This is a genomic window from Streptomyces sp. NPDC092045 (assembly GCF_044756005.1).
Lineage (GTDB): Bacteria > Actinomycetota > Actinomycetes > Streptomycetales > Streptomycetaceae > Streptomyces.
Genome location: NZ_JBIVSC010000002.1, coordinates 522,674 through 546,441, shown reverse-complemented (window position 1 = coordinate 546,441; position 23,768 = coordinate 522,674). Strand labels below are relative to the sequence as shown.

General features: G+C 74.1%; 20 protein-coding genes. 12 read left to right on the top strand and 8 right to left on the bottom strand.

The annotated features are described in order from the left end of the window. Positions 1-291 precede the first annotated feature (291 nt). Both ppdK and ACIQKA_RS09230 read left to right on the top strand, forming a co-directional pair. A complete protein-coding gene (gene ppdK / locus ACIQKA_RS09235) occupies positions 292-3,003 on the top strand; it encodes a pyruvate, phosphate dikinase (protein WP_383151054.1) in 2,712 nt (903 codons plus the stop codon). Between the two features lie 670 nt (positions 3,004-3,673). Further along, entirely contained in the window at positions 3,674-4,699 is a 1,026-nt protein-coding gene (locus tag ACIQKA_RS09230) for a helix-turn-helix domain-containing protein (RefSeq protein WP_383151055.1), read from the top strand. Here ACIQKA_RS09230 and ACIQKA_RS09225 read toward each other — a convergent pair. Further along, entirely contained in the window at positions 4,669-5,823 is a 1,155-nt protein-coding gene (locus ACIQKA_RS09225) for an alkaline phosphatase PhoX (RefSeq protein WP_383151056.1), read from the bottom strand. The genes ACIQKA_RS09230 and ACIQKA_RS09225 overlap by 31 nt on opposite strands. A 249-nt stretch (positions 5,824-6,072) precedes the next feature. Here ACIQKA_RS09225 and ACIQKA_RS09220 point away from each other — a divergent pair, with 249 nt between their 5' ends. The 3 genes from ACIQKA_RS09220 to ACIQKA_RS09210 all read left to right on the top strand — a co-directional run bounded on the left by ACIQKA_RS09220 (position 6,073) and on the right by ACIQKA_RS09210 (position 8,380). Beyond that, positions 6,073-7,146, top strand: a complete 1,074-nt coding sequence (locus tag ACIQKA_RS09220) for a hypothetical protein (RefSeq protein WP_402540534.1) — start codon at positions 6,073-6,075, stop codon at positions 7,144-7,146. Positions 7,147-7,219: 73 nt separating this feature from the next. Further along, on the top strand, positions 7,220-7,669 hold the full coding sequence (locus tag ACIQKA_RS09215) for a group III truncated hemoglobin (RefSeq protein WP_383151058.1): 450 nt from the start codon (positions 7,220-7,222) through the stop codon (positions 7,667-7,669). Positions 7,670-7,966: 297 nt separating this feature from the next. Further along, positions 7,967-8,380: a VOC family protein gene (locus tag ACIQKA_RS09210; protein ID WP_383428697.1), complete on the top strand. Its 414-nt coding sequence runs from the start codon at positions 7,967-7,969 to the stop codon at positions 8,378-8,380. 52 nt (positions 8,381-8,432) lie between these two features. On the opposite strand, the gene ACIQKA_RS09205 is transcribed toward ACIQKA_RS09210, so the two are convergent. The 5 genes from ACIQKA_RS09205 to ACIQKA_RS09185 all read right to left on the bottom strand — a co-directional run bounded on the left by ACIQKA_RS09205 (position 8,433) and on the right by ACIQKA_RS09185 (position 14,025). Then, on the bottom strand, positions 8,433-9,200 hold the full coding sequence (locus ACIQKA_RS09205) for an SDR family NAD(P)-dependent oxidoreductase (protein ID WP_383151060.1): 768 nt from the start codon (positions 9,198-9,200) through the stop codon (positions 8,433-8,435). An 86-nt stretch (positions 9,201-9,286) separates the two neighbouring features. Further along, the gene (locus ACIQKA_RS09200) at positions 9,287-9,871 is read right to left on the bottom strand and encodes a TetR/AcrR family transcriptional regulator (RefSeq protein WP_383428692.1); all 585 of its coding nucleotides are present in this window, start codon (positions 9,869-9,871) and stop codon (positions 9,287-9,289) included. Between the two features lie 41 nt (positions 9,872-9,912). After that, complete coding sequence (gene nirD / locus ACIQKA_RS09195) at positions 9,913-10,263, bottom strand: nitrite reductase small subunit NirD (RefSeq protein ID WP_383151062.1); 351 nt, start codon at positions 10,261-10,263, stop codon at positions 9,913-9,915. After that, entirely contained in the window at positions 10,260-12,800 is a 2,541-nt protein-coding gene (gene nirB / locus ACIQKA_RS09190; RefSeq protein WP_391092829.1) for a nitrite reductase large subunit NirB, read from the bottom strand. The genes nirD and nirB overlap by 4 nt, the downstream gene beginning before the upstream one ends. Before the next feature lies 1 nt (position 12,801). Then, positions 12,802-14,025: an NAD(P)/FAD-dependent oxidoreductase gene (locus ACIQKA_RS09185; protein WP_383440661.1), complete on the bottom strand. Its 1,224-nt coding sequence runs from the start codon at positions 14,023-14,025 to the stop codon at positions 12,802-12,804. A 300-nt stretch (positions 14,026-14,325) separates the two neighbouring features. Here ACIQKA_RS09185 and ACIQKA_RS09180 point away from each other — a divergent pair, with 300 nt between their 5' ends. The 3 genes from ACIQKA_RS09180 to ACIQKA_RS09170 are packed head-to-tail and all read left to right on the top strand — an operon-like array spanning position 14,326 to position 17,060. Further along, positions 14,326-15,780 carry a ferric reductase-like transmembrane domain-containing protein gene (locus ACIQKA_RS09180; RefSeq protein WP_402540533.1) on the top strand — a complete coding sequence of 485 codons (1,455 nt, stop codon included), beginning with the start codon at positions 14,326-14,328 and terminating at the stop codon, positions 15,778-15,780. Continuing rightward, positions 15,773-16,237 carry a hypothetical protein gene (locus ACIQKA_RS09175; protein ID WP_402540532.1) on the top strand — a complete coding sequence of 155 codons (465 nt, stop codon included), beginning with the start codon at positions 15,773-15,775 and terminating at the stop codon, positions 16,235-16,237. Before ACIQKA_RS09180 ends, ACIQKA_RS09175 begins: the two co-directional genes overlap by 8 nt. A gap of 37 nt (positions 16,238-16,274) precedes the next feature. Continuing rightward, the gene (locus ACIQKA_RS09170) at positions 16,275-17,060 is read left to right on the top strand and encodes a sulfite exporter TauE/SafE family protein (RefSeq protein ID WP_383151066.1); all 786 of its coding nucleotides are present in this window, start codon (positions 16,275-16,277) and stop codon (positions 17,058-17,060) included. 15 nt (positions 17,061-17,075) lie between these two features. On the opposite strand, the gene ACIQKA_RS09165 is transcribed toward ACIQKA_RS09170, so the two are convergent. Both ACIQKA_RS09165 and ACIQKA_RS09160 read right to left on the bottom strand, forming a co-directional pair. Beyond that, the gene (locus ACIQKA_RS09165; RefSeq protein ID WP_383151067.1) at positions 17,076-17,693 is read right to left on the bottom strand and encodes a class F sortase; all 618 of its coding nucleotides are present in this window, start codon (positions 17,691-17,693) and stop codon (positions 17,076-17,078) included. A 122-nt stretch (positions 17,694-17,815) separates the two neighbouring features. Then, the gene (locus tag ACIQKA_RS09160) at positions 17,816-18,346 is read right to left on the bottom strand and encodes a hypothetical protein (protein ID WP_383151068.1); all 531 of its coding nucleotides are present in this window, start codon (positions 18,344-18,346) and stop codon (positions 17,816-17,818) included. Between the two features lie 383 nt (positions 18,347-18,729). Here ACIQKA_RS09160 and ACIQKA_RS09155 point away from each other — a divergent pair, with 383 nt between their 5' ends. From ACIQKA_RS09155 to cutA, 4 genes are read left to right on the top strand one after another with little or no spacing between them, the layout of a single operon-like run. Continuing rightward, on the top strand, positions 18,730-19,371 hold the full coding sequence (locus ACIQKA_RS09155) for an NADPH-dependent FMN reductase (protein WP_383151069.1): 642 nt from the start codon (positions 18,730-18,732) through the stop codon (positions 19,369-19,371). Between the two features lie 12 nt (positions 19,372-19,383). Continuing rightward, complete coding sequence (locus tag ACIQKA_RS09150; protein WP_383151070.1) at positions 19,384-21,117, top strand: ABC transporter ATP-binding protein; 1,734 nt, start codon at positions 19,384-19,386, stop codon at positions 21,115-21,117. Further along, positions 21,114-23,015, top strand: coding sequence for an ABC transporter ATP-binding protein (locus ACIQKA_RS09145; RefSeq protein WP_402540531.1), 1,902 nt, complete (start codon positions 21,114-21,116; stop codon positions 23,013-23,015). The genes ACIQKA_RS09150 and ACIQKA_RS09145 overlap by 4 nt, the downstream gene beginning before the upstream one ends. Continuing rightward, the gene (cutA, locus tag ACIQKA_RS09140; RefSeq protein ID WP_383428674.1) at positions 23,012-23,734 is read left to right on the top strand and encodes a divalent cation tolerance protein CutA; all 723 of its coding nucleotides are present in this window, start codon (positions 23,012-23,014) and stop codon (positions 23,732-23,734) included. The genes ACIQKA_RS09145 and cutA overlap by 4 nt, the downstream gene beginning before the upstream one ends. Positions 23,735-23,768 lie beyond the last annotated feature (34 nt).

The window sequence follows — 23,768 nt, the reverse complement described above, 5'->3', positions numbered from 1 at the left end:
GTTACGGCCATCTGCACCGCCTGAAGGGTGGCACCCGGTGCCACCCTTTTTGCGTTCAAAGGTTGAACGCAAGCGTCGCCATAGGCGCTCACGTGAGCACTGTCCCTCTGTTTTGGGTCATGGAGCCTTCGGGCTCTGAAAGCGAAAGCTACTGCTTGGTTACTTTCGAAGCGCTGGCGGACGGGTGGTTAAGACCAGCTGACCGCTAGGCGTACCTCCCTAGAAGCCTTCGATCTGGGTATGTTCCTCGCCGTCAGGGCAGCCAACCGAGTCGTCGAGGAGTCGTGGCCCGTGTCGGAAAACAATGATCAGAAGTTCGTCTACGACTTCACCGAGGGCAACAGGGACCTGAAGGACCTGCTCGGTGGCAAGGGCGCGAACCTGGCCGAGATGACCAACCTCGGTCTGCCGGTTCCCCCCGGCTTCACGATCACCACCGAGGCGTGCAAGGTCTACCTCGAGAGCGGCTCGGAGCCGGCCGCGCTCCGCGACGAGGTCAGCGCGCACCTCGACGCCCTGGAGCGGAAGATGGGCAAGAAGCTCGGCCAGGCCGACGACCCGCTGCTCGTCTCCGTCCGCTCCGGCGCGAAGTTCTCCATGCCGGGCATGATGGACACCGTCCTCAACATCGGCCTCTCCGACGAGTCCGTCGCCGGCCTCGCGCGCCAGGCCGACAACGAGCGCTTCGCCTGGGACTCGTACCGCCGCCTCATCCAGATGTTCGGCAAGACCGTCCTGGACGTCGACGGCGAGCTCTTCGAGGACGCGCTCGACGAGGTCAAGGCCGCCAAGAAGGCCGCCAGCGACACCGACCTGGACGCCGCCGACCTCAAGAAGGTCGTCAAGCAGTTCAAGAAGATCGTGAAGGCCGAGACCGGCCGCGACTTCCCGCAGGACCCGCGCGAGCAGATGGACCTCGCCATCGAGGCCGTCTTCAACTCCTGGAACACGGACCGCGCCAAGCTCTACCGCCGCCAGGAGCGCATCCCGGGCGACCTCGGCACCGCCGTCAACGTCTGCTCGATGGTCTTCGGCAACCTGGGCCCGGACTCCGGCACCGGCGTCGCCTTCACCCGCGACCCCGCCTCCGGCCACCAGGGCGTCTACGGCGACTACCTCCAGAACGCGCAGGGCGAGGACGTCGTCGCCGGCATCCGCAACACGGTGCCGCTGGCCGACCTGGAGTCGATCGACAAGACGTCGTACGACCAGCTCATGCACATCATGGAGACCCTTGAGACCCACTACAAGGACCTCTGCGACATCGAGTTCACCATCGAGCGCGGCCAGCTCTGGATGCTCCAGACCCGCGTCGGCAAGCGCACCGCCGGTGCCGCCTTCCGCATCGCCACCCAGCTCGTGGACCAGGGCCTGATCGACGAGGCCGAGGCGCTCCAGCGCGTCAACGGCGCCCAGCTCGCCCAGCTCATGTTCCCCAAGTTCGACGAGGGCGCGAAGGTCGAGCAGATCGGGCGCGGCATCGCCGCCTCCCCGGGCGCCGCCGTCGGCAAGGCCGTCTTCGACTCGTACACGGCCGTCAAGTGGTCCCGCTCCGGCGAGAAGGTCATCCTGATCCGCCGCGAGACCAACCCCGACGACCTGGACGGCATGATCGCCGCCGAGGGCATCCTCACCTCCCGCGGCGGCAAGACCTCGCACGCCGCCGTCGTCGCCCGCGGCATGGGCAAGACCTGTGTCTGCGGCGCCGAGGAGCTGGAGGTCGACACCAAGCGCCGCCGGATGACCACCTCCGACGGCCAGGTGGTCGAGGAGGGCGACGTCGTCTCCATCGACGGTTCCACCGGCAAGGTGTACCTCGGCGAGGTACCCGTCGTACCGTCCCCGGTCGTCGAGTACTTCGAGGGCCGGATGCACGCCGGCGCCGACGACGCCGACGAGCTGGTCCAGGCCGTCCACCGGATCATGGCCTACGCCGACCGCGTCCGCCGCCTGCGGGTCCGCGCCAACGCCGACAACGCCGAGGACGCCTCGCGCGCCCGCCGCTTCGGCGCCCAGGGCATCGGCCTGTGCCGCACCGAGCACATGTTCCTCGGCGAGCGCCGCCAGTACGTCGAGCGCCTGATCCTCGCGGACACGGACGCCGAGCGCGAGGACGCCCTCAAGGCCCTCCTGCCGCTCCAGAAGCAGGACTTCGTGGAGCTCTTCGAGGCCATGGACGGGCTGCCCGTCACGGTCCGGCTGCTCGACCCGCCGCTGCACGAGTTCCTGCCCGACATCACCGAGCTGTCGGTCCGCGTCGCCCTCGCCGAGTCCCGCAAGGAGCCCCACGAGAACGACCTGCGCCTGCTCCAGGCCGTGCACCGGCTGCACGAGCAGAACCCGATGCTGGGTCTGCGCGGCGTCCGCCTCGGCCTGGTCATCCCCGGCCTGTTCACCATGCAGGTCCGCGCCATCGCGGAGGCCGCGGCCCAGCGGATCGACGCCAAGGGCGACCCGCGCGCCGAGATCATGATCCCGCTCGTCGGCACCGTCCAGGAGCTGGAGATCGTCCGCGAGGAGGCCGAACAGGTCATCGAGGAGGTCCGCGCGCGGACCGGCGTCGACCTGAGGCTCGCGCTCGGCACCATGATCGAGCTGCCGCGCGCCGCCGTCACCGCCGGCCAGATCGCCGAGGCCGCCGAGTTCTTCTCCTTCGGCACCAACGACCTGACGCAGACGGTGTGGGGCTTCTCCCGCGACGACGTGGAGGCGAGCTTCTTCACGGCGTACCTGGAGAAGGGCATCTTCGGCGTCAGCCCCTTCGAGACCATCGACAAGGACGGCGTGGGCGCCCTGGTCCGCAGCGCCGTCGAGGCCGGCCGCGCCACCCGCCCCGACATCAAGCTCGGCGTCTGCGGCGAGCACGGCGGCGACCCGGAGTCGGTGCACTTCTTCCACGAGGTCGGCCTCGACTACGTCTCCTGCTCGCCCTTCCGGATTCCGGTGGCGCGTCTGGAGGCGGGCCGCGCGGCGGCCGAGTCGAAGGGCAGCGACAGCCGCTGAGGCGGTGCGGCCCGCTCCCGGGCCCCGGTTCGGGAGCCTGCCGGGCCCCTTCCCGGACCGCCGGTCCGGGGGAGGGCCCGATCCGCTCCTGAACCCCCGTTCAGCGCGGGCCCGGATCCCTGTTGAACCCCCGTTCAGCAGCGGATTCACCGAACCCCCGGGGCCGCCGCCGGTCCACCTCACCACCCTCACCGGCGGGCGGCGGCTCCGGATTCACAGGGACGGGACGGACACCTTTGTGCGGAGGTGTCCGTCCCGTCGTTTTTCTCCCCGGGGCCCGGCCGCTCATTTCGCCGGGCCGTCGATCGGATGTGGATTCGTGTTCAATTACGGCCGATTGAATTATTGGCCATTGAACTTTTCTGTTTCCGCGCCGCAAAGAACAGGACGGGCGCGACCCCCGGATCCCCACCCGGAGGCCGCGCCCTTTACCGATGCCGGGCAGGTGAGCCGCAACCCTCGCCGACCGCCGCCGGACGGGCAAAGCCCCCCACGGTCTTCACCACGTCACCTCGGTCCAGAAGGTTTCCTGCCCGACCCGTACAGCTTTTCGGTTCCGCCCCGTTCGCCGCGATGCTTTTCAACTGTGGCTGAAACACCCTGGTAACGTGCAGTGATGCTGTGCATACTCGACGTCGGGGGTGGTTGCGAGTGCACAGGTGGGGACCTCATGCTGCGGATTCATTTCACCGGAAACGACTTGGCGGGGGTGCGGACGGCGGCCCGGCCGGATGTTCTGTGGGAAACGATTCTGAGCTTTCACCGGTTAAGGGACCGGCGCGGCCCCGTCGTCTACGGAGAATGGCGGGCGGAGGCGCGGGCGCGGCTCGGCGGTGAGACCCGCCTCCTCGCCGCCCTCGTCCCCGGCAGGGGGTATTTCCCCGACTTCCTGACGCCCGCCGAGGGCGTCAACGGCCTCGACGAAGGCCTCCAGGCGATCCGCGCGACCGACCCGGGACGGCTGCGCGGAGAGCTTTCGCTCCTCGCCGCCGACCGCTCCGGCGGACGGACCGTGCCCCACTCGCTGCGCGCCCTGGCCGACGGGGGAGCGGAGCCCTTCGACCGGCTCGTGGGGGCGCTGCGCGGCTACCACCGGGCCGTCGTCGAGCCCTACTGGCCGCACATCCTGGCCCGCGTCGAGGCCGACCGGGCCCGCCGCGGCCGGGCCCTCCTGGACGGCGGCGCCGAGGAACTCCTCGCCTCGCTGCCGCCGATGCTGCGCTGGCGCGCGCCCGTCCTGGAGGCCGACTACCCGGTGGACCGGGACGTGTACCTCGACGGGCGCGGACTGCTGCTCCAGCCCTCGTACTTCTGCCGGGGGACGCCCGTCGTGCTGCGCGACCCCGCGCTGCCGCCGGTCCTCGTCTACCCCGTCACCCACGGCGAGGCGCCGACCGTCCGCGCGCCGGGCGGCTCCTCGCTCGCCAAGCTCGTCGGCCAGACCCGCTCGGCGGTGCTGCACGCCATCGGCGACGGCGGCACGACCAGCGAACTCGCGCGCCGCGCCGGGGTGTCGCTCGCCTCGGCCAGCCAGCACGCCGGCGTCCTGCGCGAGGCCGGGCTCATCGCGACGCTGCGCCACGGCAACGCGGTCCTGCACACCCTGACGCCGCTGGGCGCCGCCCTCCTCGGCGGCGCCCAGCAGAAGAAGGTGGAACTGCGCTGCTACGCGCGGAACGGACCCGTCACCTCGTAGGTGATGCCGCCCGAGGAGCTGCCGCTCGTGCCCCGCTGGCTGGAGAAGTACAGCCGCCTGCCGTCGGGCGAGAAGGCCGGTCCGGTGATCTCCGAGCCGGACTGGCCGCCGATCCGCAGGAACGGCGCGACGACGTCGTCCGGGGTGATGACGCAGATCTCCATGTTCCCGCCGTCCTCGGCGACGTACAGGTCGCCGGAGGAGGTGCCCGTGACGTTGTCGACGCCGGTGAGCGGGGCGCCGCCGGAGACCAGCGAGTCGTCGTAGGCCAGTTCGTACGTGCCGGCGGCCAGGTTGACCTGCCAGACCCGGTTGTCGCCCTTGGTGGTGAACCAGACGGTGTCGTTCGCGTAGTAGCAGCCCTCGCCGCCGTTGAAGCGCTTGGCGCCGGAGACCTGGTTGCGGGTGACGGTCGGGGAGCCGTCCGGATCCGGCACGTTCTGCCAGGTGAAGGTGCCGGACGTGGCCGTGGACGCCTTGAAGACCTGGAGGGTGCCGGAGGAGAGGTTGCCCCAGGTGGTGGGCAGGAAGCGGTAGAAGCAGCCGTCCGTCTCGTCCTCGGTCAGGTAGATCGCCCTGCGGACCGGGTCGGCCGCCGCCGCCTCGTGCTTGAAGCGGCCCATCGCGTCCCGGCGGTGGGCCGTGCCGCCCCACGGGTTCGACTCGTAGACGTAGCCGAGGGACACCTCCTCGCAGGACAGCCAGGTGTTCCACGGGGTGGCGCCGCCCGCGCAGTTCTGCCGGGTGCCGGAGAGGATGCGGTACGCGCCGGTGATCGCGCCCGACGCGTCGAACCGCACCGCGCTCGCGCCGCCGCTCGGGTTGACCTCCGAGTTCGAGACGTAGATCCAGCCGGTGCCGTCGACGAAGCAGGCGCCGCCGTCGGGAGCGTTGTGCCAGGTGTACGAGGTGCCGGTGACCGTCTGGCCGGACCGGGCGATCACCCGGCTGGTGAACCCGGCCGGAAGCAGGATGCCGTTCGCGTCCGCCGGGCCGAGCGCCCCGTAGGGGCCCGCGCCGGGCTGTGCCGGGGCGGCGAAGGCCGCGCCGTGCCACAGGCTGCCGCCGAAGGCGGCGGCCGAGGTACCGATGACCGCTCCGCGCAGGAAACCGCGTCGCTCCACGTCTCACTCCCGAGAAGGATGGTGAACCGCCCCGCCGCACCGGTCGGCGACGGGGTCGCGCGTCTCCGGAACCTAGGAGCGGGGAGTTGACGGGGCGACAACGAGCGGTGAAGGGGAGACGGCGGGTGTGGGGCGGGGGTATGGGGGCGGGCGGCGGCTGTCGGGTGGGGGACGACCGTGAGGGTGGGGTGCGGCCGCGATTGCGGGGGCGGGGGCCGGGGCGCCGGAGGCGGCCGTTACCTTCGGGGGATGTCCATCTCCCCGCCGCCGGTTCCCGCGCGCCCGCTCGGTTCGGTGCCCCTGCCCGACGCCCTGTCCCTGGTGGCCGACGGCGCCTTCGAGTCCCGCGCCGGCGGTGCGCGCCGCGCCCTGCTGTTCCGGGGCGCCGACCTGGAGGCGTACCACCCGGACGAGCTGTTCGCCGGGGGGCGGGGGCCGCGGGCCGTCTTCCCCGTGCCGTGGCCCGGGTGGACCCGGGGCCGGGTCTCGCTGAGCCCCGACGGGTCCTTCGCGGTCTTCGCCGGACAGCGGGCGGTACGGGCCGTGGGCGCGGACGGCACGACGCTGTGGGAGTACCGGCACGCCTGCTGGGGTCCCCGGGCCGGCCATCCGCACACCGGCGACGAGCAGGAGGTCTGCGCCGGCTTCGAGCACGGTTCGTGCCGGGTCTCCGACGACGGCCGGTCCGTCTGGGCGCACGTGGCGGTCGCGGGCGAGGAGTACGACGAGGCCTGGGCCGTCCTGGACGCCCGCGACGGGCGCGAGCTCGCCCTGCTGCCCCTCGGCGACGGCGCGGCCGCCGGCTCGCACCACCTCTCCCACCCGGACGGCGTCCACATGGGGCTCTGCGTCGGCATGGGCCAGGACGGAATCCTGCTGTACTGGGGGCGCTTGGACGGCGGGAAGGTCACCGCGTGGGACCTGAACGACACGGCGGACCGCATCCTCCTCGACGCCCATCCGGCCCACGGGGGCTTCCTCACCGTCGAGCACCACGGCGCGGACCTGCGGCTGCACGCCCTCGACGGCACGGTCCTGGCCGAACGGGAGGAGCGCGGGGAAGAGGTGCCGTGGGACTGCGCGGGCGGGTTCGTCGACGCCGGCACCGTCCTGGCCTGCACCGGCTACGAGTGCGACGAGGACGACGAGGGCGTCCGCCACTGGCTCCTCGACGCCACCACCCTGGAGGTGCGCGGCCGCGTCGCGTACCCCTCGGACCCCGGCGACGGTCCGGCCCGCCCGCTCGGCGACGGCACCTGGCTCACGTACGACGAGGAGAGCGGGACGTTGCACCGCTGGAGCGCGGCGGGCGCGGACGGCTGAGGCGCGGGGCCCGGGCGAGGGCCCGGGACCTTCGGCACTGGGGAGGCCGGCCGGGCCGGGGGAGACTGGGGGCATGCGTGCCACCCGGGACATCAGCGACCGCGCCGACCTCGACGCGCTGCTGCGCCGCTTCTACACCGAGGCCTTCGCCGACCCGCTCATCGGGCCCTTCTTCACGGAGGTCGCCGGCACCGATCTGGAGGCGCACCTGCCGGGGATCACCGACTTCTGGGAGCGGGCCCTGTTCCGCACCGCCTCCTACGGGCGGGACGCCTTCGCCCCGCACGCCGCCCTCCACTCCGCCCGGCCGCTCACCGCCGCCCACTTCGGGCGCTGGGTGCAGCTCTGGCGCGCCTCCGTCGACGGGCTCCACGAGGGGCCGCTGGCCGAGCGGGCCAAGGCGCAGGGCGAGCGGATCGCCCTGGCCATGCTGCGGCGGCTCGCCGGGCCCGACGCGTCCACCGGGGGCGGGAGCGGGGGGTTCGTGCCCCTCGCGGCCCTCCGGCTGCGCACCGCGGCCTGACCCCGGCGGGTCGGGGAGGGCCGGGCGGGCCTCGGCGGACCGGGCGGGGCCGGGCGGGCCTCGGCGGGTCGGAGAGGGCCGGACGGACCTCGGCGGACCGGGTGGGCCGGACGGATCGGGCGGGCCGGGCCGGCCAGGTGGGGCCGGGCGGACCTCGGTGGACCCGGCGGACCCGGCGGACCCGGCGGAGAAACTTTTTCCGGAGGGGCGATGAGTTTCGGGCGGCGCCCCCGTCCTACCTCTCGAAAGCGCCGGAACGCACCGAGCGGGCCGGACGACCGAGGAAGAGGGAACGCCATGGCTCCGCAGATGATCTTCGTGAACCTGCCCGTGAAGGACCTCGACGCCAGCAGGGCCTTCTTCGAGAAGCTCGGCTACTCCTTCAACCCGCAGTTCAGCGACGACACCGCCGCCTGTCTCGTCATCAGCGACACGATCTTCGCGATGCTGCTCACCGAGCAGAAGTTCAAGGAGTTCACGGCCCCGGGCAAGGAGATCTCCGACGCCACGAAGGCCACCGAGGTGCTCGTCACGCTGAGCGCCGAGAGCCGCGAGAAGGCGGACGAGCTGGCCGACGCGGCCCTCGCCGCCGGTGGCACGCCGGCGAAGGAGCCCATGGACATGGGCTTCATGTACGGGCGCTCCTTCACCGACCTGGACGGCCACCACTGGGAGGTCTTCTGGATGGACCCGGCCGCCTCCCAGGGCTGAGCCCGGAGGGACGGACCCCGCCGGGCCCGGGGCCGATCCGGCGGACGGGGGCTCAGGCCGCGACCCCGCCGTCGATCACCAGGTCGGTGCCGACGACGGAGCCGGCCGCGTCCGAGGCGAGGTAGAGGACCGCCGCCGCCACCTCCGCGGCGGACGAGATCCGGCCGAGCGGCGACTCCTCCTTCATCCGGACCTCCCGCTCGGCCTCGGTCTCGCCGGGCCGCAGCGACATCGTGGACTCCGACGCCCCCGGACTGACCGCGTTGATCCGGATCCCGTCGCCGACGTGGTCCAGGGCCGCGGCCCGGGTGAGCGCCGACACGGCCGCCTTGGAGACCTGGTAGCCGAAGACGCCGGGGACCCGGACGTGCGCGCCCAGGTTGGACGAGACGTTCACGATCGCCCCGCCGCCGTGCGCCCGCATGTGCGCCACCTCGGCCCGGAGCGCGTGCAGGACCCCCGTGACGTTGACGTCGAGCAGGGCCTGCCAGTCCTCCAGCGGGAGGTCGGCGGCGCTGTGGCCGCCGCCCCGGAACACCCCCGCGTTGTTCACGGCGACGTCCAGGCCGCCGAAGAGCTCGACCGCGCGCCGGACCAGTTCCCGGGTGGAGGCGGCGTCGGTCACGTCGGCGGTGACCGCCGCGGCGGTGCCCCCGGCGGCCCCGATCAGGGCCGCCGTCTCCTCCAGGGTCTCCGCCGTGCGCCCGGCGGCGACGACCTTCGCGCCCTCGGCGGCGAAGGCGAGCGCGACGGCCCGGCCGAGACCGGAACCGGCCCCGGTGACGAGGACGACGCGGTCGGTGAAGCGTGCGGCGGTCATGGAATGTCTCCCTTTGTTCTTGACCGTACGTTCCAATATCGGGGCCGAAGAAAGGGCACCCGCGAGGGTGCCCGTCCCCGGATCGTTCAGTCCAGCAGGGTCAGCGCCTGCTCCGCCGCGTCCCGCACCCTGGCCGGGTCGCTCGACGCCTTGCCGACCACCCGGACGCCCTGGAGCAGGACCAGGAGCATCCGGGCCAGCGCGCGCGGATCGCGGCCGGCCGGGAGCTCGCCCCCGGCGCGGGCCCGGACGAGCGCCGCGTGGAGCAGCGTCTCCAGCTGCTCCCAGCTCAGCTCGACCCGGCGGGCCACCGCCGTGTCGTGCGGCCCCAGCTCCGCCGCCGAGTTGGTGACGAAACAGCCGGTCAGGCGCTCTCCGTCGGTCGCCGCCTCGGCGGCGAAGCGGCGGACGAGGGCCCGGACGGCCGGCAGGGCGGGGCCCGGCGCGGACAGCTCCTCGACGAGCCGCGGATCGTTGGCCTCCGTGTACCGGTCCAGCGCCTTCAGGTACAGCTCGTGCTTGTTCCCGAAGGTCGCGTAGAGGCTGGCGCGGCCCACCCCGAGGTGCTCCACGAGGTCCGCCATCGTCGTCGCCTCGTAGCCGCGCGCCCAGAACAGTTCGAGGGCTGCCCGGAGCGCGGCGTCCGGATCGAATTCCTTGGTCCTGGCCACGACGGGAGCCTAGAGTTTTCTGGAACGATCGGTCAAGTGGCTCAGGAGAACGCCGGATCGAGCTGGACCGCCCGCACCGGATACACCGCCACCGCGATCTCCTCGTCGTCCAGGCAGCGCCCCGTCTCCAGGTCGAACCGCTGCTTCAGGAGCGGCGAGGCCACGAACGGGCGCCCGTCCGCCGAGCCGAGGAGGCCCCGGGAGAGCACCTGCGCCCCCGTGAACGGGTCGCGGTTGTCGATCGCGTACGTCCGGCCCCGCCGGTCCCGGAAGACCGCAGCCTGCCGGCCGTCCGGCAGCAGCGCGGCCACGCCGCGGCCCGGGGTCAGCCGGGACTCCTCGCAGACGGCCATCCAGGACTCGGGGGAGAGGGACAGTTCGAGCGTCGTCATCGGGAGGCAACCCCTTCCAGGGTGAGGAACGTGAGGTCCGGCTTGATCTGGTCGCGCTCCGGCACGAACCGGACCGAGGGGTCCGGCGCGTCCGGGGCGTTCACGAAGGAGACGAAGCGCCGCAGCCGCTCCGGGTCGTCGAGGGTCTGCGCCCACTCGTCCCGGTAGGAGTCCACGTGCGCCGCCATCAGCGCCTCCAGCTCGTCGCAGAGCCCGAGCGAGTCGTGCACCACCACGTCCTTGAGGTGGCCGAGCCCGCCCTCCAGGCGCTCCAGCCAGGTCGACGTCCGCTCCAGGCGGTCCGCCGTCCGGATGTAGAACATCAGGAACCGGTCGATGAGCCGGACCAGTTCGGCGTCCGACAGGTCCTGGGCGAGCAGGTCCGCGTGGCGCGGAGTCGCGCCGCCGTTCCCGCCGACGTACAGGTTCCAGCCGTTGGCCGTCGCGATGATCCCGAAGTCCTTCGACTGCGCCTCGGCGCACTCGCGGGCGCAGCCCGAGACCGCCGACTTCAGCTTGTGCGGCGAGCGCAGGCCCCGGTAGCGCAGCTCCAGCCGGATCGCCATCCTCACCGAGTCCTGCACGCCGTACCGGCACCAGGTCTGCCCGACGCAGGACTTCACGGTCCGCAGCGACTTGCCGTACGCGTGCCCCGACTCGAAGCCCGCGTCGACCAGCCGGGTCCAGATCGCCGGGAGCTGGTCCACCCGCGCGCCGAAGAGGTCGATCCGCTGGCCGCCCGTGATCTTCGTGTAGAGGCCGTAGTCGCGGGCCACCTCGCCGATCACGATCAGCTTGTCCGGGGTGATCTCGCCGCCGGGGATGCGCGGCACGACCGAGTAGGAGCCGTTGCGCTGCATGTTGGCGAGGAAGTGGTCGTTGGTGTCCTGGAGGGAGGCCTGCTCGCCGTCCAGGATGTACCCGTTGTTCAGCGAGGCCAGGATCGAGCCCACGGTCGGCTTGCAGACCTCGCAGCCCTCGCCGCCCCGCGCCTCCGGCCGCCCGTGCGAGTCGAGCAGCGCGGCGAACGAGGTCACGCGCAGGGTGCGGGCGATCTCGTACAGCTCGCTCCTGCCGTACGGGAAGCAGCCGCAGAGCCCCTTGTCGACGGCGGCCGGCAGCAGCTTCTCGATCACCTTCACGCAACTGCCGCAGCCCGTGCCCGCCTTGGTGCACTTCTTCACCTCGGCGAGCGAGGAGCACTGGCCGATCGCGTGCTTCGTGACGTTGTGGCAGGAGCAGATCACCGCGTCGTCCGGCAGCGCCGACGGGCCGAGCGCCACCGGCGCGCCCGCGCCCGCCGGAAGCACCAGCTGCTCGGGCGAGACGGGCGGGACCGTGCCGGTCAGCGGCCTCAGCAGCCCGTACGAGTCGGCGTCGCCGACCAGGACGCCGCCGAGCAGCACGCCCTCGCCGTCCACCACCAGCTTCTTGTAGACGCCCGAGCGGGAGTCGGAGTACACGACGTCGAGGCATCCCTCCGCCGCGCCGTGCGCGTCGCCGAACGACGCCACGTCCACGCCGAGCAGCTTCAGCTTGGTCGACATGTCGGCACCCGTGAAGCCGCCGCCGGCCGCCTCGGTTCCCTCCGCGAGGACCGCCGCCACCGTCTGCGCCATCTCGTAGCCCGGCGCCACCAGGCCGTAGACCCGCCCGTCGACCGCGAGCGCGCACTCCCCGATCGCGAAGACCGCCGGGTCCGAGGTCCGGCACAGCTCGTCGACGGCGATGCCGCCGCGCTCGCCCACGGCGAGCCCGCAGTCCCGGGCGAGCTGGTCCCGGGGCCGCACGCCCGCCGAGAACACGACCATGTCCACGGCCAGTTCGGAGCCGTCCGACAGCCTCATGCCCGTCACGGCGCCGTCCGCCGTCACGACCTCCTGCGTGCCCGTCCCCGTGTGGACGCCCAGGCCCATCCGCTCGATCGTGCGCAGCAGGGCCGCGCCGCCGCCCTCGTCCACCTGCACCGGCATCAGGCGCGGCGCGAACTCCACCACGTGCGTCTCCAGGCCGAGGCCCTTGAGCGCGCCCGCCGCCTCCAGGCCGAGCAGCCCGCCGCCGACCACCGCACCGGTCGTCGCCGTCCTCGCGTACTCCTCGATCGCGAGCAGGTCCTCGATCGTGCGGTAGACGAAGCAGCCCCGGGCGTCCTTGCCGGGCACCGGCGGGACGAAGGGGTACGAGCCGGTGGCCAGGACGAGCGTGTCGTACGCGAAGACCCGCCCCGAACGGGCGGTGACCGTCCGGGCCTCCCGGTCCACCGACGCGGCCGCGTCGCCCACGTACAGCTCGATGCCGTGCTCCGCCATGAACCCCGCCCCGACCATCGACAGGTCGTCGGGGGTCTTCCCGGAGAAGTACGAGGTGAGCTGGACGCGGTCGTAGGCCGGGCGCGGCTCCTCGCAGAGGACCACGATCCGGGCCCGCCCGGTGAGGCCCCGGTCGGCGAGCGCCTCCAGGAACCGCTGGCCGACCATTCCGTGGCCGACCAGGACGATCGTCGGGGCGTGCGCGGTGGTGTCAGCGTCAGCGCTCATGTCAGGAGCCTCCGTCGTGGGTGAGCAGGTGGAGCAGGGGGGCCTCCGGGAGGGCCTCGTCGCCCTCCCAGGCCCGGGCGAGCGCGCCGACCGCGGCCAGGTCGCCGAGGAGGACGCCCCCGACGAGCCGGTCGCCCCGGACGACGACCTTGCGGTACGCGCCGCGGGTGGGGTCGGTGAGCTGGACGGTGTCGTCGCCCGGCCGCGCGGTGACCTCGCCGAAGGCGGCCAGGTCGAGCGGGCGCGGGCCGGTGAGGGTGAGCCGGGTGAGGGCGCGGGTGCCGGTGTAGGCGGCCGGGGCCGTGGGCGCGGGCGCCTCGGAGGCCCCGGTCCCGGTCTCCCGCGCCAGCACCTCCACCAGCGCGTCCGCCTGTTCGAGCGCCGGGCCCGCGAGCCCGTACACCCGGCCCGCGTGCTCCGCGCAGTCGCCCACCGCGTGGACGGCCGGGTCGGAGGTCCGCAGCTCGTCGTCGACCACGATCCCGGTGGCGACGTCGAGCCCCGCCTCCCGGGCCAGGGCCACCCGGGGCCGCACCCCGCAGGCCAGGACCACGACCCCGGCGTCCAGCACGAAGCCGTCGGCGAGTTCGACCGCCGTGACCGCCCCGTCCCGCTGCCGCAGGCCGCCCACCCGGCACTCGGTGTGCACCTCGACCCCGAGGGACTCGACGTGCTCCCGGAGCAGCGCCGAGGCGTGGGCGTCGAGCTGGCGCTCCATCAGGCGCTCGCCCTGCTGGGCGAGGACCACGTCCGCGCCGAGCGCCGCGAGCGCCCGTGCCGCCGACACCCCGAGGAGCCCGCCGCCGACGACCACGGCCCGCACGCCCGGCCGTACCGCCGCGCGCAGCGCCAGGCAGTCGTCGAGGGTGCGGAAGGGGTGGACGCCCGCCGGAAGGGCCGCTCCGCGCAGTCCGCGCAGCGGCGGCAGCACCGGGTTGGAGCCCGTCGCCAGGACCAGCCGGTCGTAGCCGACGAGCGAGCCGTCCGCGCACTCCACCGTCCGCGCCGCCCGGTCGATCCGCACCGCCCGCGTCCCGAGCCGGGCCGGCCCGCGGGTGCCGGGCAGCGCGATCACCTCGGGGGCGTACCGCCCGGCGAGGACGTCGGCGAGCAGCACCCTGTTGTACGGTGCGTGCGGCTCCTCCCCGAGGAGGGTGACGGGCAGGCGCCGGGCGAGCCGGGCGCCCGCCGTTCCGCCCCCGACCACCACGATCCGTGTACTCATGACCGGAAGCGTGCGCGGGCGGTGTTACCCGGCGGCATCCCGTCTGTTTCCCGTACGGAACGCTGATCTCCGCTCCCGGCGCCGTCCGCTGTGAGGGGCCGCGGGACCGCGCGCTGTGCGGGGCCGGGGGACCGCTTGCCGGGCGGGGCCGCGACTCCGGTCGCCGCGAGGTCCCGGCCGCTGCGAGGGCCTGCCCGACCGGCCCCGGGGTTAACCCGTGGTCAGCCTCGCCTCAAGCCCGCCTTAAGGATCGGACGGACACGGCTGAGCTGCGGATTTCCGGATACGGGCGGACCTAGGGTGCCGGACGTGACCACCGAGGCCAGCCACCCTCTCTACGTACCCCTCACCGTGCCGCAGACCGCCGGGCCCCGCCGCCGGCGTCCTCCCGCCCCGCCCGTCCCCGCCCTCCGGCTCGCGCCCGAGCGGCTGAGGGCCGGGATCGTCGCCGGTGCCGGGGCCGTCGGCCTCCTCTGGGGCCTCCAGGCCCGGCCCTCCGCCCGGCCCGACGTCCTCTTCGCGTCCGGCGCCCACCTCACCGGCCTCCTCGCCGGATACGGCGTCCTCGTCCTGCTGCTGCTCATGGCCCGGGTCCCGGCCGTCGAGCACGGCGTCGGCGCCGACCGGCTCGCCCGCTGGCACGCCCTCGGCGGCCGGTACGTCCTCGGCCTGATCGCCGCCCACGCCGTCCTCGCCCTCTGCGGCCACGCCGTCCACACCCACGCCGACCTGGTCACCGCCGCCGGGGACCTCCTCTCCTACGGGGCGATCGCCGCCGCCGCCGCGGGCACCGCCCTGCTCGTCGCCGTCGGCACCACCTCCGCCCGCTCCGTACGGCGCAGGCTCCGGCACGAGACCTGGCGGGCCGTCCACCTCGGCGCGCTGCTCGCCGCCGCGCTCGGCTTCGTCCACCAGCTCGCGGGCCCCGACATCGCCGGCGGCCTCCTCACCCGGTGGCTCTGGTCCATGGCCCACGCCACCGTCGCCGTCCTCCTCGTCTGGTACCGGCTCGTCGTCCCCGCCCGCGCCGCCCTCCGCCACGACCTGCGGGTCGCCGAGGTCCGCGACGAGGGCCCCGGGGTCGTCTCGGTCCTGATCCGGGGCAGGGGAGTGGACCGGCTGTGCGCCGAGCCCGGACAGTTCTTCCGCTGGCGCTTCCTGCGGCGCGGCCTCTGGGCCACCGCCCTGCCCTTCTCGCTCTCCGCGCCCGTCCGCGACGACACCCTGCGGATCACCGTCAAGGCGCTCGGCGACCACACCCGCCGCGTCCGGCGGCTCCGCCCCGGCACCCGGGTCCTCGCCTCCGGACCCTTCGGCGCGCTCACCGCCCACCGCCGCACCCGCCGCAAGGTGCTGCTGCTGGCGGGCGGGGTCGGCATCACCCCGCTGCGGGCCCTCTTCGAGACCCTGCCCGGCGGGCCCGGCGACGTGACCCTCCTCTACCGCGCCTCGGACGCCTCCGACGTCGTCCTGCGCGAGGAGCTGGAGGCCATCGCCCGCGAACGGCGGGCCGCCCTCCACTTCCTCCTCGGCCCCTCCGACGGCTCCTTCGACCCTCCCCCGGCCTGCGGCCGGGGGTGCCCCCATCTCGCTCCGCTCGCCCCGCAGGCCCTGCGCAACCTCGTGCCCGGCCTCGCCGCCCACGACGTGTACCTGTGCGGTCCGCCCGCGATGGCCCGCGCCGCGACCGCCTCCCTGCTCCGGGCCGGAGTCCCGGCCTCCCGCATCCACAGCGAGGACTTCGACCGTGCCTAGACCCGGCTCCGACCCCGACCCCGGCTTCTACCCCGACCCCGGCTTCGACCCTGACTTCGGCTCCGGCCCCGGCAACGGCCTCGGCCTTCACCCCGGACCCGGTCCCGACCTCAGTCCCGGACCGGGCTTCAACCCCGGGCCCGCTCCCGACCTCAGCCCCGGACCGGGCTTCAACCCCGGGCCCGCTCCCGACCTCAGCCCCGGACCGGACTTCAACCCCGGACCCGGCCCTGTATCCGGACCCGGGCCCCGGCACGGCCCCCGGCACGCCCCCCGGCACGGAGCCCGGCGTCTCCCGGCCGAGTGGGCCCGGCGGCGCCTCGCCGCCGGTCTCCTCGGTGCCGGGGCGCTCGCCGCGACCCTGCTCACCGCCGCCGTCACCCCGGCCGCACCGCCCCCGCCCGACCGCGGGCCGGGCGCGGCAAGCTCAGACGTAGCTCAACTCTCCCGCGACTGATGGACGGGCCAACGATCCCGTCCCTAGGCTCACGTCCATGCCCGAGATATCGCTGACCACGCTCGTCCTGCTGTGTCTCGCCGCGCTCGTGGCGGGCTGGATCGACGCCGTGGTGGGCGGCGGCGGGCTGCTCCTGCTGCCCGCCCTGCTCCTCGGCCTCCCGCACGCCCCGGCCGCGCAGATCCTCGGCACGAACAAGGCCGTCGCGATCGTCGGCACCACCGGCGCCGCCGTCACCTACGTCCGCAAGGCGCCCGTCCGGGTCGGGACGGCGGTGCGGATCGGACTCGCGGCCCTCGCCGGCTCCATGACCGGCGCCTTCTTCGCCGCCGGGATCAGCAGCGACGTGCTGCGCCCGGTGATCATGGTGGTGCTGCTCGGCGTGGCGGCCTTCGTGATGCTCCGGCCCTCCTTCGGCGCGCGGGCCGAGGGGGAGGAGCGGGCGCCGCTGACCCGGGCCAGGGTCGTGACCGCGATCGTGGTCGTCGGCGGCGGGATCGGCTTCTACGACGGCCTGTTCGGGCCGGGCACCGGCACCTTCCTGGTCCTCGCCCTGACCGCCGTCCTCCACCTCGACCTGGTGACCGCCTCCGCCACCGCCAAGATCGTCAACGTCTGCACCAACGCGGGCGCCCTCGCGATGTTCGCGTACCAGGGCACGGTGTACTGGCAGCTCGCCGCCGTCATGGCGGTCTTCAACCTGGTCGGCGGGACGGTCGGCGCCCGGATGGCGCTGAGCAGGGGCGCCGAGTTCGTCCGGGGCGTGCTGCTCGTGGTGGTCTTCTCCCTGGTCGCGAAGCTCGCCTTCGACCAGTGGGGGTGAGCCGCCGGGGCCGGGCTACCTGACCCCGATGAGGTGCCCGAAGGCGACCACGTTCCCCTGGTAGCCGTTCTTCTCCGAGAAGCCGCCGCCGCAGGTGATGACCCGGATCTCGGCCCGGTCCGCCTCGTCGTAGACCTTGCCGCTCGGGAAGGCGTCGTTCTCGTACACCTCGACCGCGTCGACCGTGAACACGGCGGTGCGCCCGTCCTCCCGGTCCACCTCGATCCGGTGGCCCTTCTTCAGCGCGCCGAGGGTGTAGAAGACGGCGGGCCCGTCCGCGTTGTCGACGTGGCCCGCGACGACCGCGGTCCCCTTCGCGCCGGGCGCGGTCCCGCCCTCGTACCAGCCGGCCAGGTTCCGGTCGCCGGCCGGCGGCACTTCGAGGGTGCCGTCCGCCGCCAGGCCCAGCCCCGTCATCGGGGTGTCCACGTCGGTCTCGGGGATGCGCAGCCGTACGGGCGCCGAGGGCGGCAGCGGGTCGGCGGCGGCGTCGGTGTGGACGCTCGGCCCGGCGGCGAAGGCCTGGGCGGCGGACGGCACGGGCGGGGTGACGTTCTCCGAGCCGTTCTGGACGAGCCAGAGACCCGCGCAGGCGGCCACCGCGATGCCCCAGCCCTTGCTCCTGTTGCTCACCTGGATCCCTTCCGTCTTCTCGGCGCGCCGCTCTTCGGCGCGCCGCCGGAACGCGCCGGGATGTGCTCCTGCCCCCGCCGGGCCCGTACGGGCGTGCGGCGGGGGCAGGAAGGGGCGGTGCCTCAGTGCCCCCGCGCGCCGCTCGCCCGGCGGCGCAGGAGCCAGGCACCGCCGACGGCGGCCGCGGTCAGCACCGCCGCGCCCGCCGCGACCTGGGCGGTGTCGGGGCCGACGCTGCCCCCGACACCGGTCTGGACGTGGCCGCTGGGACGCCGGTGCGTGACGGTCAGGTCGCCCCGGGCCGTCTTGCCGTTGTCGCAGGCCACGCTGATGCCGTACGTACCGGCCTTGGCGTGGTGGGGCACGGTGAACTGCCCCACCACGATCTCCTTGTGGGTGCTCGGCTTCAGGCGGAAGTCGCCCGCGCCGAGCGAGTTCGCGTCGCCGACGCCGCGTCCGTTCTTGCCGCAGGCGAGGGTGTTCACGGTGACCGTGGTCCCGGGGGACGCGGACGACGGGTAGACCTCAAGGGTCTCGTGCCGCCCCTCGGGCTCGTTCCACTCCTCGCCGGCGTGCGCCGCCGGGGCGGCGAACGCCCCGAGCGCGGCGACCGTCAGCGCGGTACCGGTGAACAGGCGGGCAGTGGTGCGCATGATGGGGTCCTCCGGAGCGCGCGTGCGGTCATGCCGGGACGGTCCTCCCGGGAGGGACTTCCCGGAACCGGACCTTCTGTGACCGAGATAAAGGCCGCCGCGCGCCCGCCGCCTGCTGATGGGGCATCAGGATGGGTCCGTTCGATACGGCGCGCCGCCTGGATGCCGGACGTTTCCGCAGGTCGGGGCCGGTTTCGACACGCCCGACCGCGAGCCGCGCCGAACGGGTGACCGAGGCGCCCGCGTCCCTCCCGCCGAGTGGTCGGCCGGCGTGCCCCGGTCCCTCCCGCCGGGCGGCCGGCCGGTGCGCCCGCGCCCGCGTCGGCGCCCGTCCCGGACCGCCGCTTGACCTCAACCAAACTTGAGGTACCACGATCACCGACATGGACCTCACCGACTCCGCGCGGCCCGCCGTCTCCCCCGCCCCCGCCGCCGTTCCCGCTCCTCCCGCCCCCCTCTCCCTCGCCCTCGTCGTCGCCAGCGACCGCGAGGGCCGGTTCGCCCCCGTCGTCACCGACTGGTTCCTCTCCCGCCTCGCCGAGCGCGAGGACTTCGCCGTCGCGGTCGTCGACCTCGCCGAGGTCGACCTCCCCACCTCCCTCTCGTACGACCCCTCCCCGGCCGTCCGCGCCGAACTCGCCAAGGTCACCCCGGTCCTCGACGCCGCCGACGCCTTCGTCGTCCTCACCCCCGAGTACAACCACTCCTTCCCCGCCGCCCTCAAGAACCTGATCGACCGCCACTACGCCGAATGGCAGGCCAAGCCCGTCGGCTTCGTCTCCTACGGCGGGATCTCCGGCGGCCTGCGGGCCGTCGAACAGCTCCGCCAGGTCTTCGCCGAGATGCACGCCGTCACCGTCCGGGACACCGTCTCCTTCCCGCACGCCCACGCGCAGTTCGACGAGGACGGGCGGCACCGGGACCCGGCCGGGCCCGAGGGCGCGGCCAAGGCCCTCCTCGACCAGCTCGCCTGGTGGGGCCACGCCCTCAGGGACGCCAAGTCCGTCCGCCCGTACGGCGCGTGAGGAGGCGGCACCGTGCTCTTCCGGCTCCTCCTCCCCCGCCTCCGGCCGTACCGGAACCTCCTCGTCCTCCTCGTCGCCCTCCAGCTCGTCCAGACCCTGTCCTCCCTCGCGCTGCCCGCCCTCAACGCCGGCGTCATCGACCACGGCGTCCTGCGCGGCGACACCGGACGGGTCCTCTCCGGGGGCGCCCGGATGGCCGCCGTCACCCTCCTCCAGGTGGCGGCGGCCGCCGCCGCCACCTACACCGGCGCCCGCATCGCCATGGGCGTCGCCCGCGACCTGCGCTCCGAGGTCTTCCGCCGCGTCCAGGACTTCTCCGCCCGGGAGCGGGGCCGCTTCGGCGCCGCCTCCCTCATCACCCGCACCACCAACGACGTCCAGCAGATCCAGACCTTCACCGTCCTCGTCCTGACCATGCTGGTCGCCGCCCCGCTCCTGTGCGCCGGGGGCATCGTCATGGCCCTGCGCCAGGACGTGCCGACCGCCCTCGTCCTGGTCCTCTTCGTGCCCGTGATGACCGGGGCCGTCGGCAGCGTCGTGCTCCGCATGCGGCCCCTCTTCCGGGGCATGCAGCGCCGCGTCGACCTGACCAACCGGATCCTGCGCGAGCAGATCACCGGCGTCCGGGTCGTCCGCGCCTTCGTCCGCGACCGGCACGAGCGGGAACGGTTCGCCACCGCCAACGACGAGCTGTTCTCCGTCGGCCTGCGGGCCGGCCGGTTACAGGCCCTCATGTTCCCCGTCGTCCTGGTGATCTGGGAGCTCACCACGGTCGCCCTGGTGTACGTCGGCGCCCACCGCATCGACTCCGGCGCCCTCCAGCCGGGCGGGCTCGTCGCCTTCCTCGGCTATCTGCTCCAGACCGCCATGTCCGTGATGATGGCCCTCTTCCTCCTGATGCACATGCCGCGCGCCGAGGCCGGCGCCGAACGCGTCCGCGAGGTCCTCGACACCCGCTCCTCCGTCGTCCCGCCCGCGCACCCGGTCCGCGAGCTCCACGGCCCCGGCCGGCTCGAACTCGACGGCGTCGGCTTCCGCTACCCCGGCGCGGAGGAACCCGTCCTGCACGACGTCGGGCTCGTCGCCCGGCCCGGCGAGACCACCGCGATCGTCGGCTCCACCGGCAGCGGCAAGTCGACCCTCCTCGGGCTCGTGCCCCGCCTCTTCGACGCCACCGAGGGCCGGGTCCTCGTGGACGGCGCCGACGTCCGCACCCTCGACCCCGCCCTCATGGCCAGGACCGTCGGGATCGTCCCCCAGAAGCCGTACCTCTTCTCGGGCACGATCGCCTCCAACCTCCGCTACGGGAGGCCCGACGCCACCGACGAGGAGCTGTGGCACGCCCTGGAGACCGCCCAGGCCGCCGACTTCGTCCGGGAGCTCGACGAGGGGCTCGACGCGCCCGTCTCCCAGGGCGGCGCCAACTTCTCCGGCGGCCAGCGCCAGCGGCTCGCCATCGCCCGCGTCCTCGCCGCCCGCCCCCGGCTCTACCTCTTCGACGACTCCTTCTCCGCCCTCGACCCCGGCACCGACGCCCGGCTGCGGGCCGCGCTCGCCGAGGAGACGGCCGGCTCCACCGTGGTGGTCGTCGCCCAGCGCGTCTCCACCGTCCGCCACGCCGACCGGATCGTCGTCCTCGACCGGGGCCGGGTCGTCGGCACCGGCACCCACGCGTCCCTCCTGCGGGACGACCCCACCTACCGGGAGATCGTCCTCTCCCAGCTCACCGAGGAGGAGGCCGCGTGACCACGACCACGGAGCCCCGCGACAAGGCCCCCGGCCACGACGGGGTCCGGGGCCGGACCCCCGCCGCCCCCGCCCGCACCGGGCCCCCGCCCCAGCGCGGCCCCGGCCTCGCCGCCCCCTCCCTCGAACGCTCCCTCTCCTTCCGCGCCTCCGGCCTCCGCCTCCTGCGCACCCTCGCCCCCGACCGGGCCCGCCTGCTCGTCCTGCTCGCCGCCGGCACCGGCGGCGTCGCCCTCTCCGTCCTCGCGCCCCTCCTCCTCGGCCGCGCCACCGACCTCGTCGTCACCGGCGTCACCCGCCCCGCCGGGGTCGACTTCGCCGCCGTCGGCCGGGTCCTCGCCCTCTCCGCCGCCGTCGTCCTCGGCTCCTCCGTCCTCGTCTGGATCCAGCAGCGGATCGCCACCGACGTCGTCCAGCGGGCCGGGCACCGGCTGCGCGAGCGGGCCCAGCACAAGCTGGCCCGGCTGCCCCTCTCCCACCTCGACCGGCAGCCGCGCGGCGAGGTCCTCTCCCGCACCACCAACGACATCGACAACATCACCCAGACCCTCCAGCAGGCCCTCAGCCAGATGGTGCGCGCCCTGCTCACCCTGGTCGGCGTCCTCGCGATGATGTTCTGGATCTCCCCGTCGCTCGCCCTCGTCGCCCTCGCCACCGTCCCGGTCTCCCTCGCCGTCGCCGCCCTCGTCGGACGGCGCGCCCAGCCGCAGTTCGTCAAGCAGTGGGCGGTCACGGGCCGGCTCGGCGGCCACGTCGAGGAGATGGTCACCGGCCACACCGAGGTCGTCGCCTTCGGACGGCGCGAGGAGGCCGTGCGCCGCTTCGACGAGCTGGGCGAGGAGCTGTACCGGGCGAGCTTCCGCGCCCAGTTCGTCTCCGGCTTCATCCAGCCCGCCCTGACCTTCGTCGGCAACCTGAACTACGTGGCCGTCGCCGTGGTCGGCGGACTGCGGGTCGCGAGCGGCACGCTCACCGTCGGCGACGTGCAGGCCTTCGTCCAGTACTCGTACGAGTTCAACGGCCCCGTCACCCAGGTCGCCGCCATGGCCAACCTGCTCCAGTCCGGAGTGGCCTCCGCCGAGCGGGTCTTCGACCTCCTCGACGCCGAGGAGGAGACGCCCGACCCGGCCGAGCCCCGGCGGCCCGACCCGGTGCGCGGCCGGGTCTCCTTCGAGAAGGTCTCCTTCCGACACGACCCCGGCCGGCCGCTGATCGAGGACCTCTCCCTCACCGTCGAGCCCGGCCGGACCGTCGCCGTCGTCGGCCCCACCGGGGCCGGCAAGACCACCCTGGTCGACCTGCTGATGCGCTTCCACGAGCCGACCGGCGGCCGGATCGCCCTCGACGGCGTCGACACGGCGGCGATGACCCGGGAGGAACTGCGCTCCCACACCGGCACGGTCCTCCAGGACACCTGGCTCTTCGGCGGCACCATCGCCGAGAACATCGCCTACGGGGTCCCCGGCGAGGTCTCCCGCGAGCGGATCGTGGAAGCGGCGCGGGCCGCCCACGCCGACCGGTTCGTCCGCACCCTGCCCGACGGCTACGACACCGTCCTCGACGAGGACGGCGGCGGCCTCAGCGCCGGCGAGAAGCAGCTCGTCACCCTCGCCCGCGCCTTCCTCTCCGATCCGGTGGTCCTCGTCCTCGACGAGGCCACCAGCTCCGTCGACACCCGCACCGAACTCCTCGTCAAGCAGGCCATGTCCTCGCTGCGCGCGGGCCGCACCAGCTTCGTCGTCGCCCACCGGCTCTCCACGATCCGCGACGCCGACACCATCCTGGTGATGGAGCGCGGCGCGATCGCCGAGCAGGGCACCCACGAGGAGCTGCTCGCCGCCGGAGGGGCCTACGCCCGGCTGCACGCGGCCCAGTTCGCCCGTACGGTGGGGCCGTGATCGTCACCGTCCGCACCACCACCGACGCGCGCGCCAAGGCCGAGGCCCTGGCGCGCGGCGCCGTCGAGGCCCGGCTCGCCGCCTGCGCGCAGATCGCCGGGCCCGTCACCTCCGTCTACCACTGGCGGGGCGCGATCGAGACCACCGAGGAGTGGGAGGTGGTGTTCAAGAGCACCGAGGCCCGCTACCCGGCCCTGGAGGCCCACCTCGTCGCCGCCCACGACTACGAGACGCCCGAGGTCCTCGCCACCCGGGTCGCCCGGGTGAGCGAGGGGTACGCCCGCTGGGTCGAGCGGGAGACCTCGCCCGACCCGGCGGTCGAGGGCCCGGTGGCCGACGACGAGCTGCCGTTCTTCGTGTACGGGACGCTCCGCCCGGGCGCGTACAACCACGACCGGTTCCTCGCCGGCCGGATCGGCGCCGAGGCGGACGCCGTGCTCGACGGCGCGGTCCTGCACGACGGGCCCGGCTACCCGTACGCCGTCCCGGCGGCGAAGGGCCGGGTGGCCGGCACCCTGCTCACGCCCGCGCCCGGCGCCTACGGCGAGCTGTTCGGCCTGCTCGACCGCCTCGAACTGCCCGTCGGCTACGAGCGGGTGGCGAAGGACGTCGTCCGGGTGCGGGACGGGGCGCGGGTCTCCGCCTGGGTCTTCCTGGCGGCCCCGGACGCGCCCCTCGGCCCGGTCATCGAGAGCGGGGACTGGTTCGACCGGTCGTAGCCGCGCGCCGGGCGCGCCGTACACGTCCGGACCG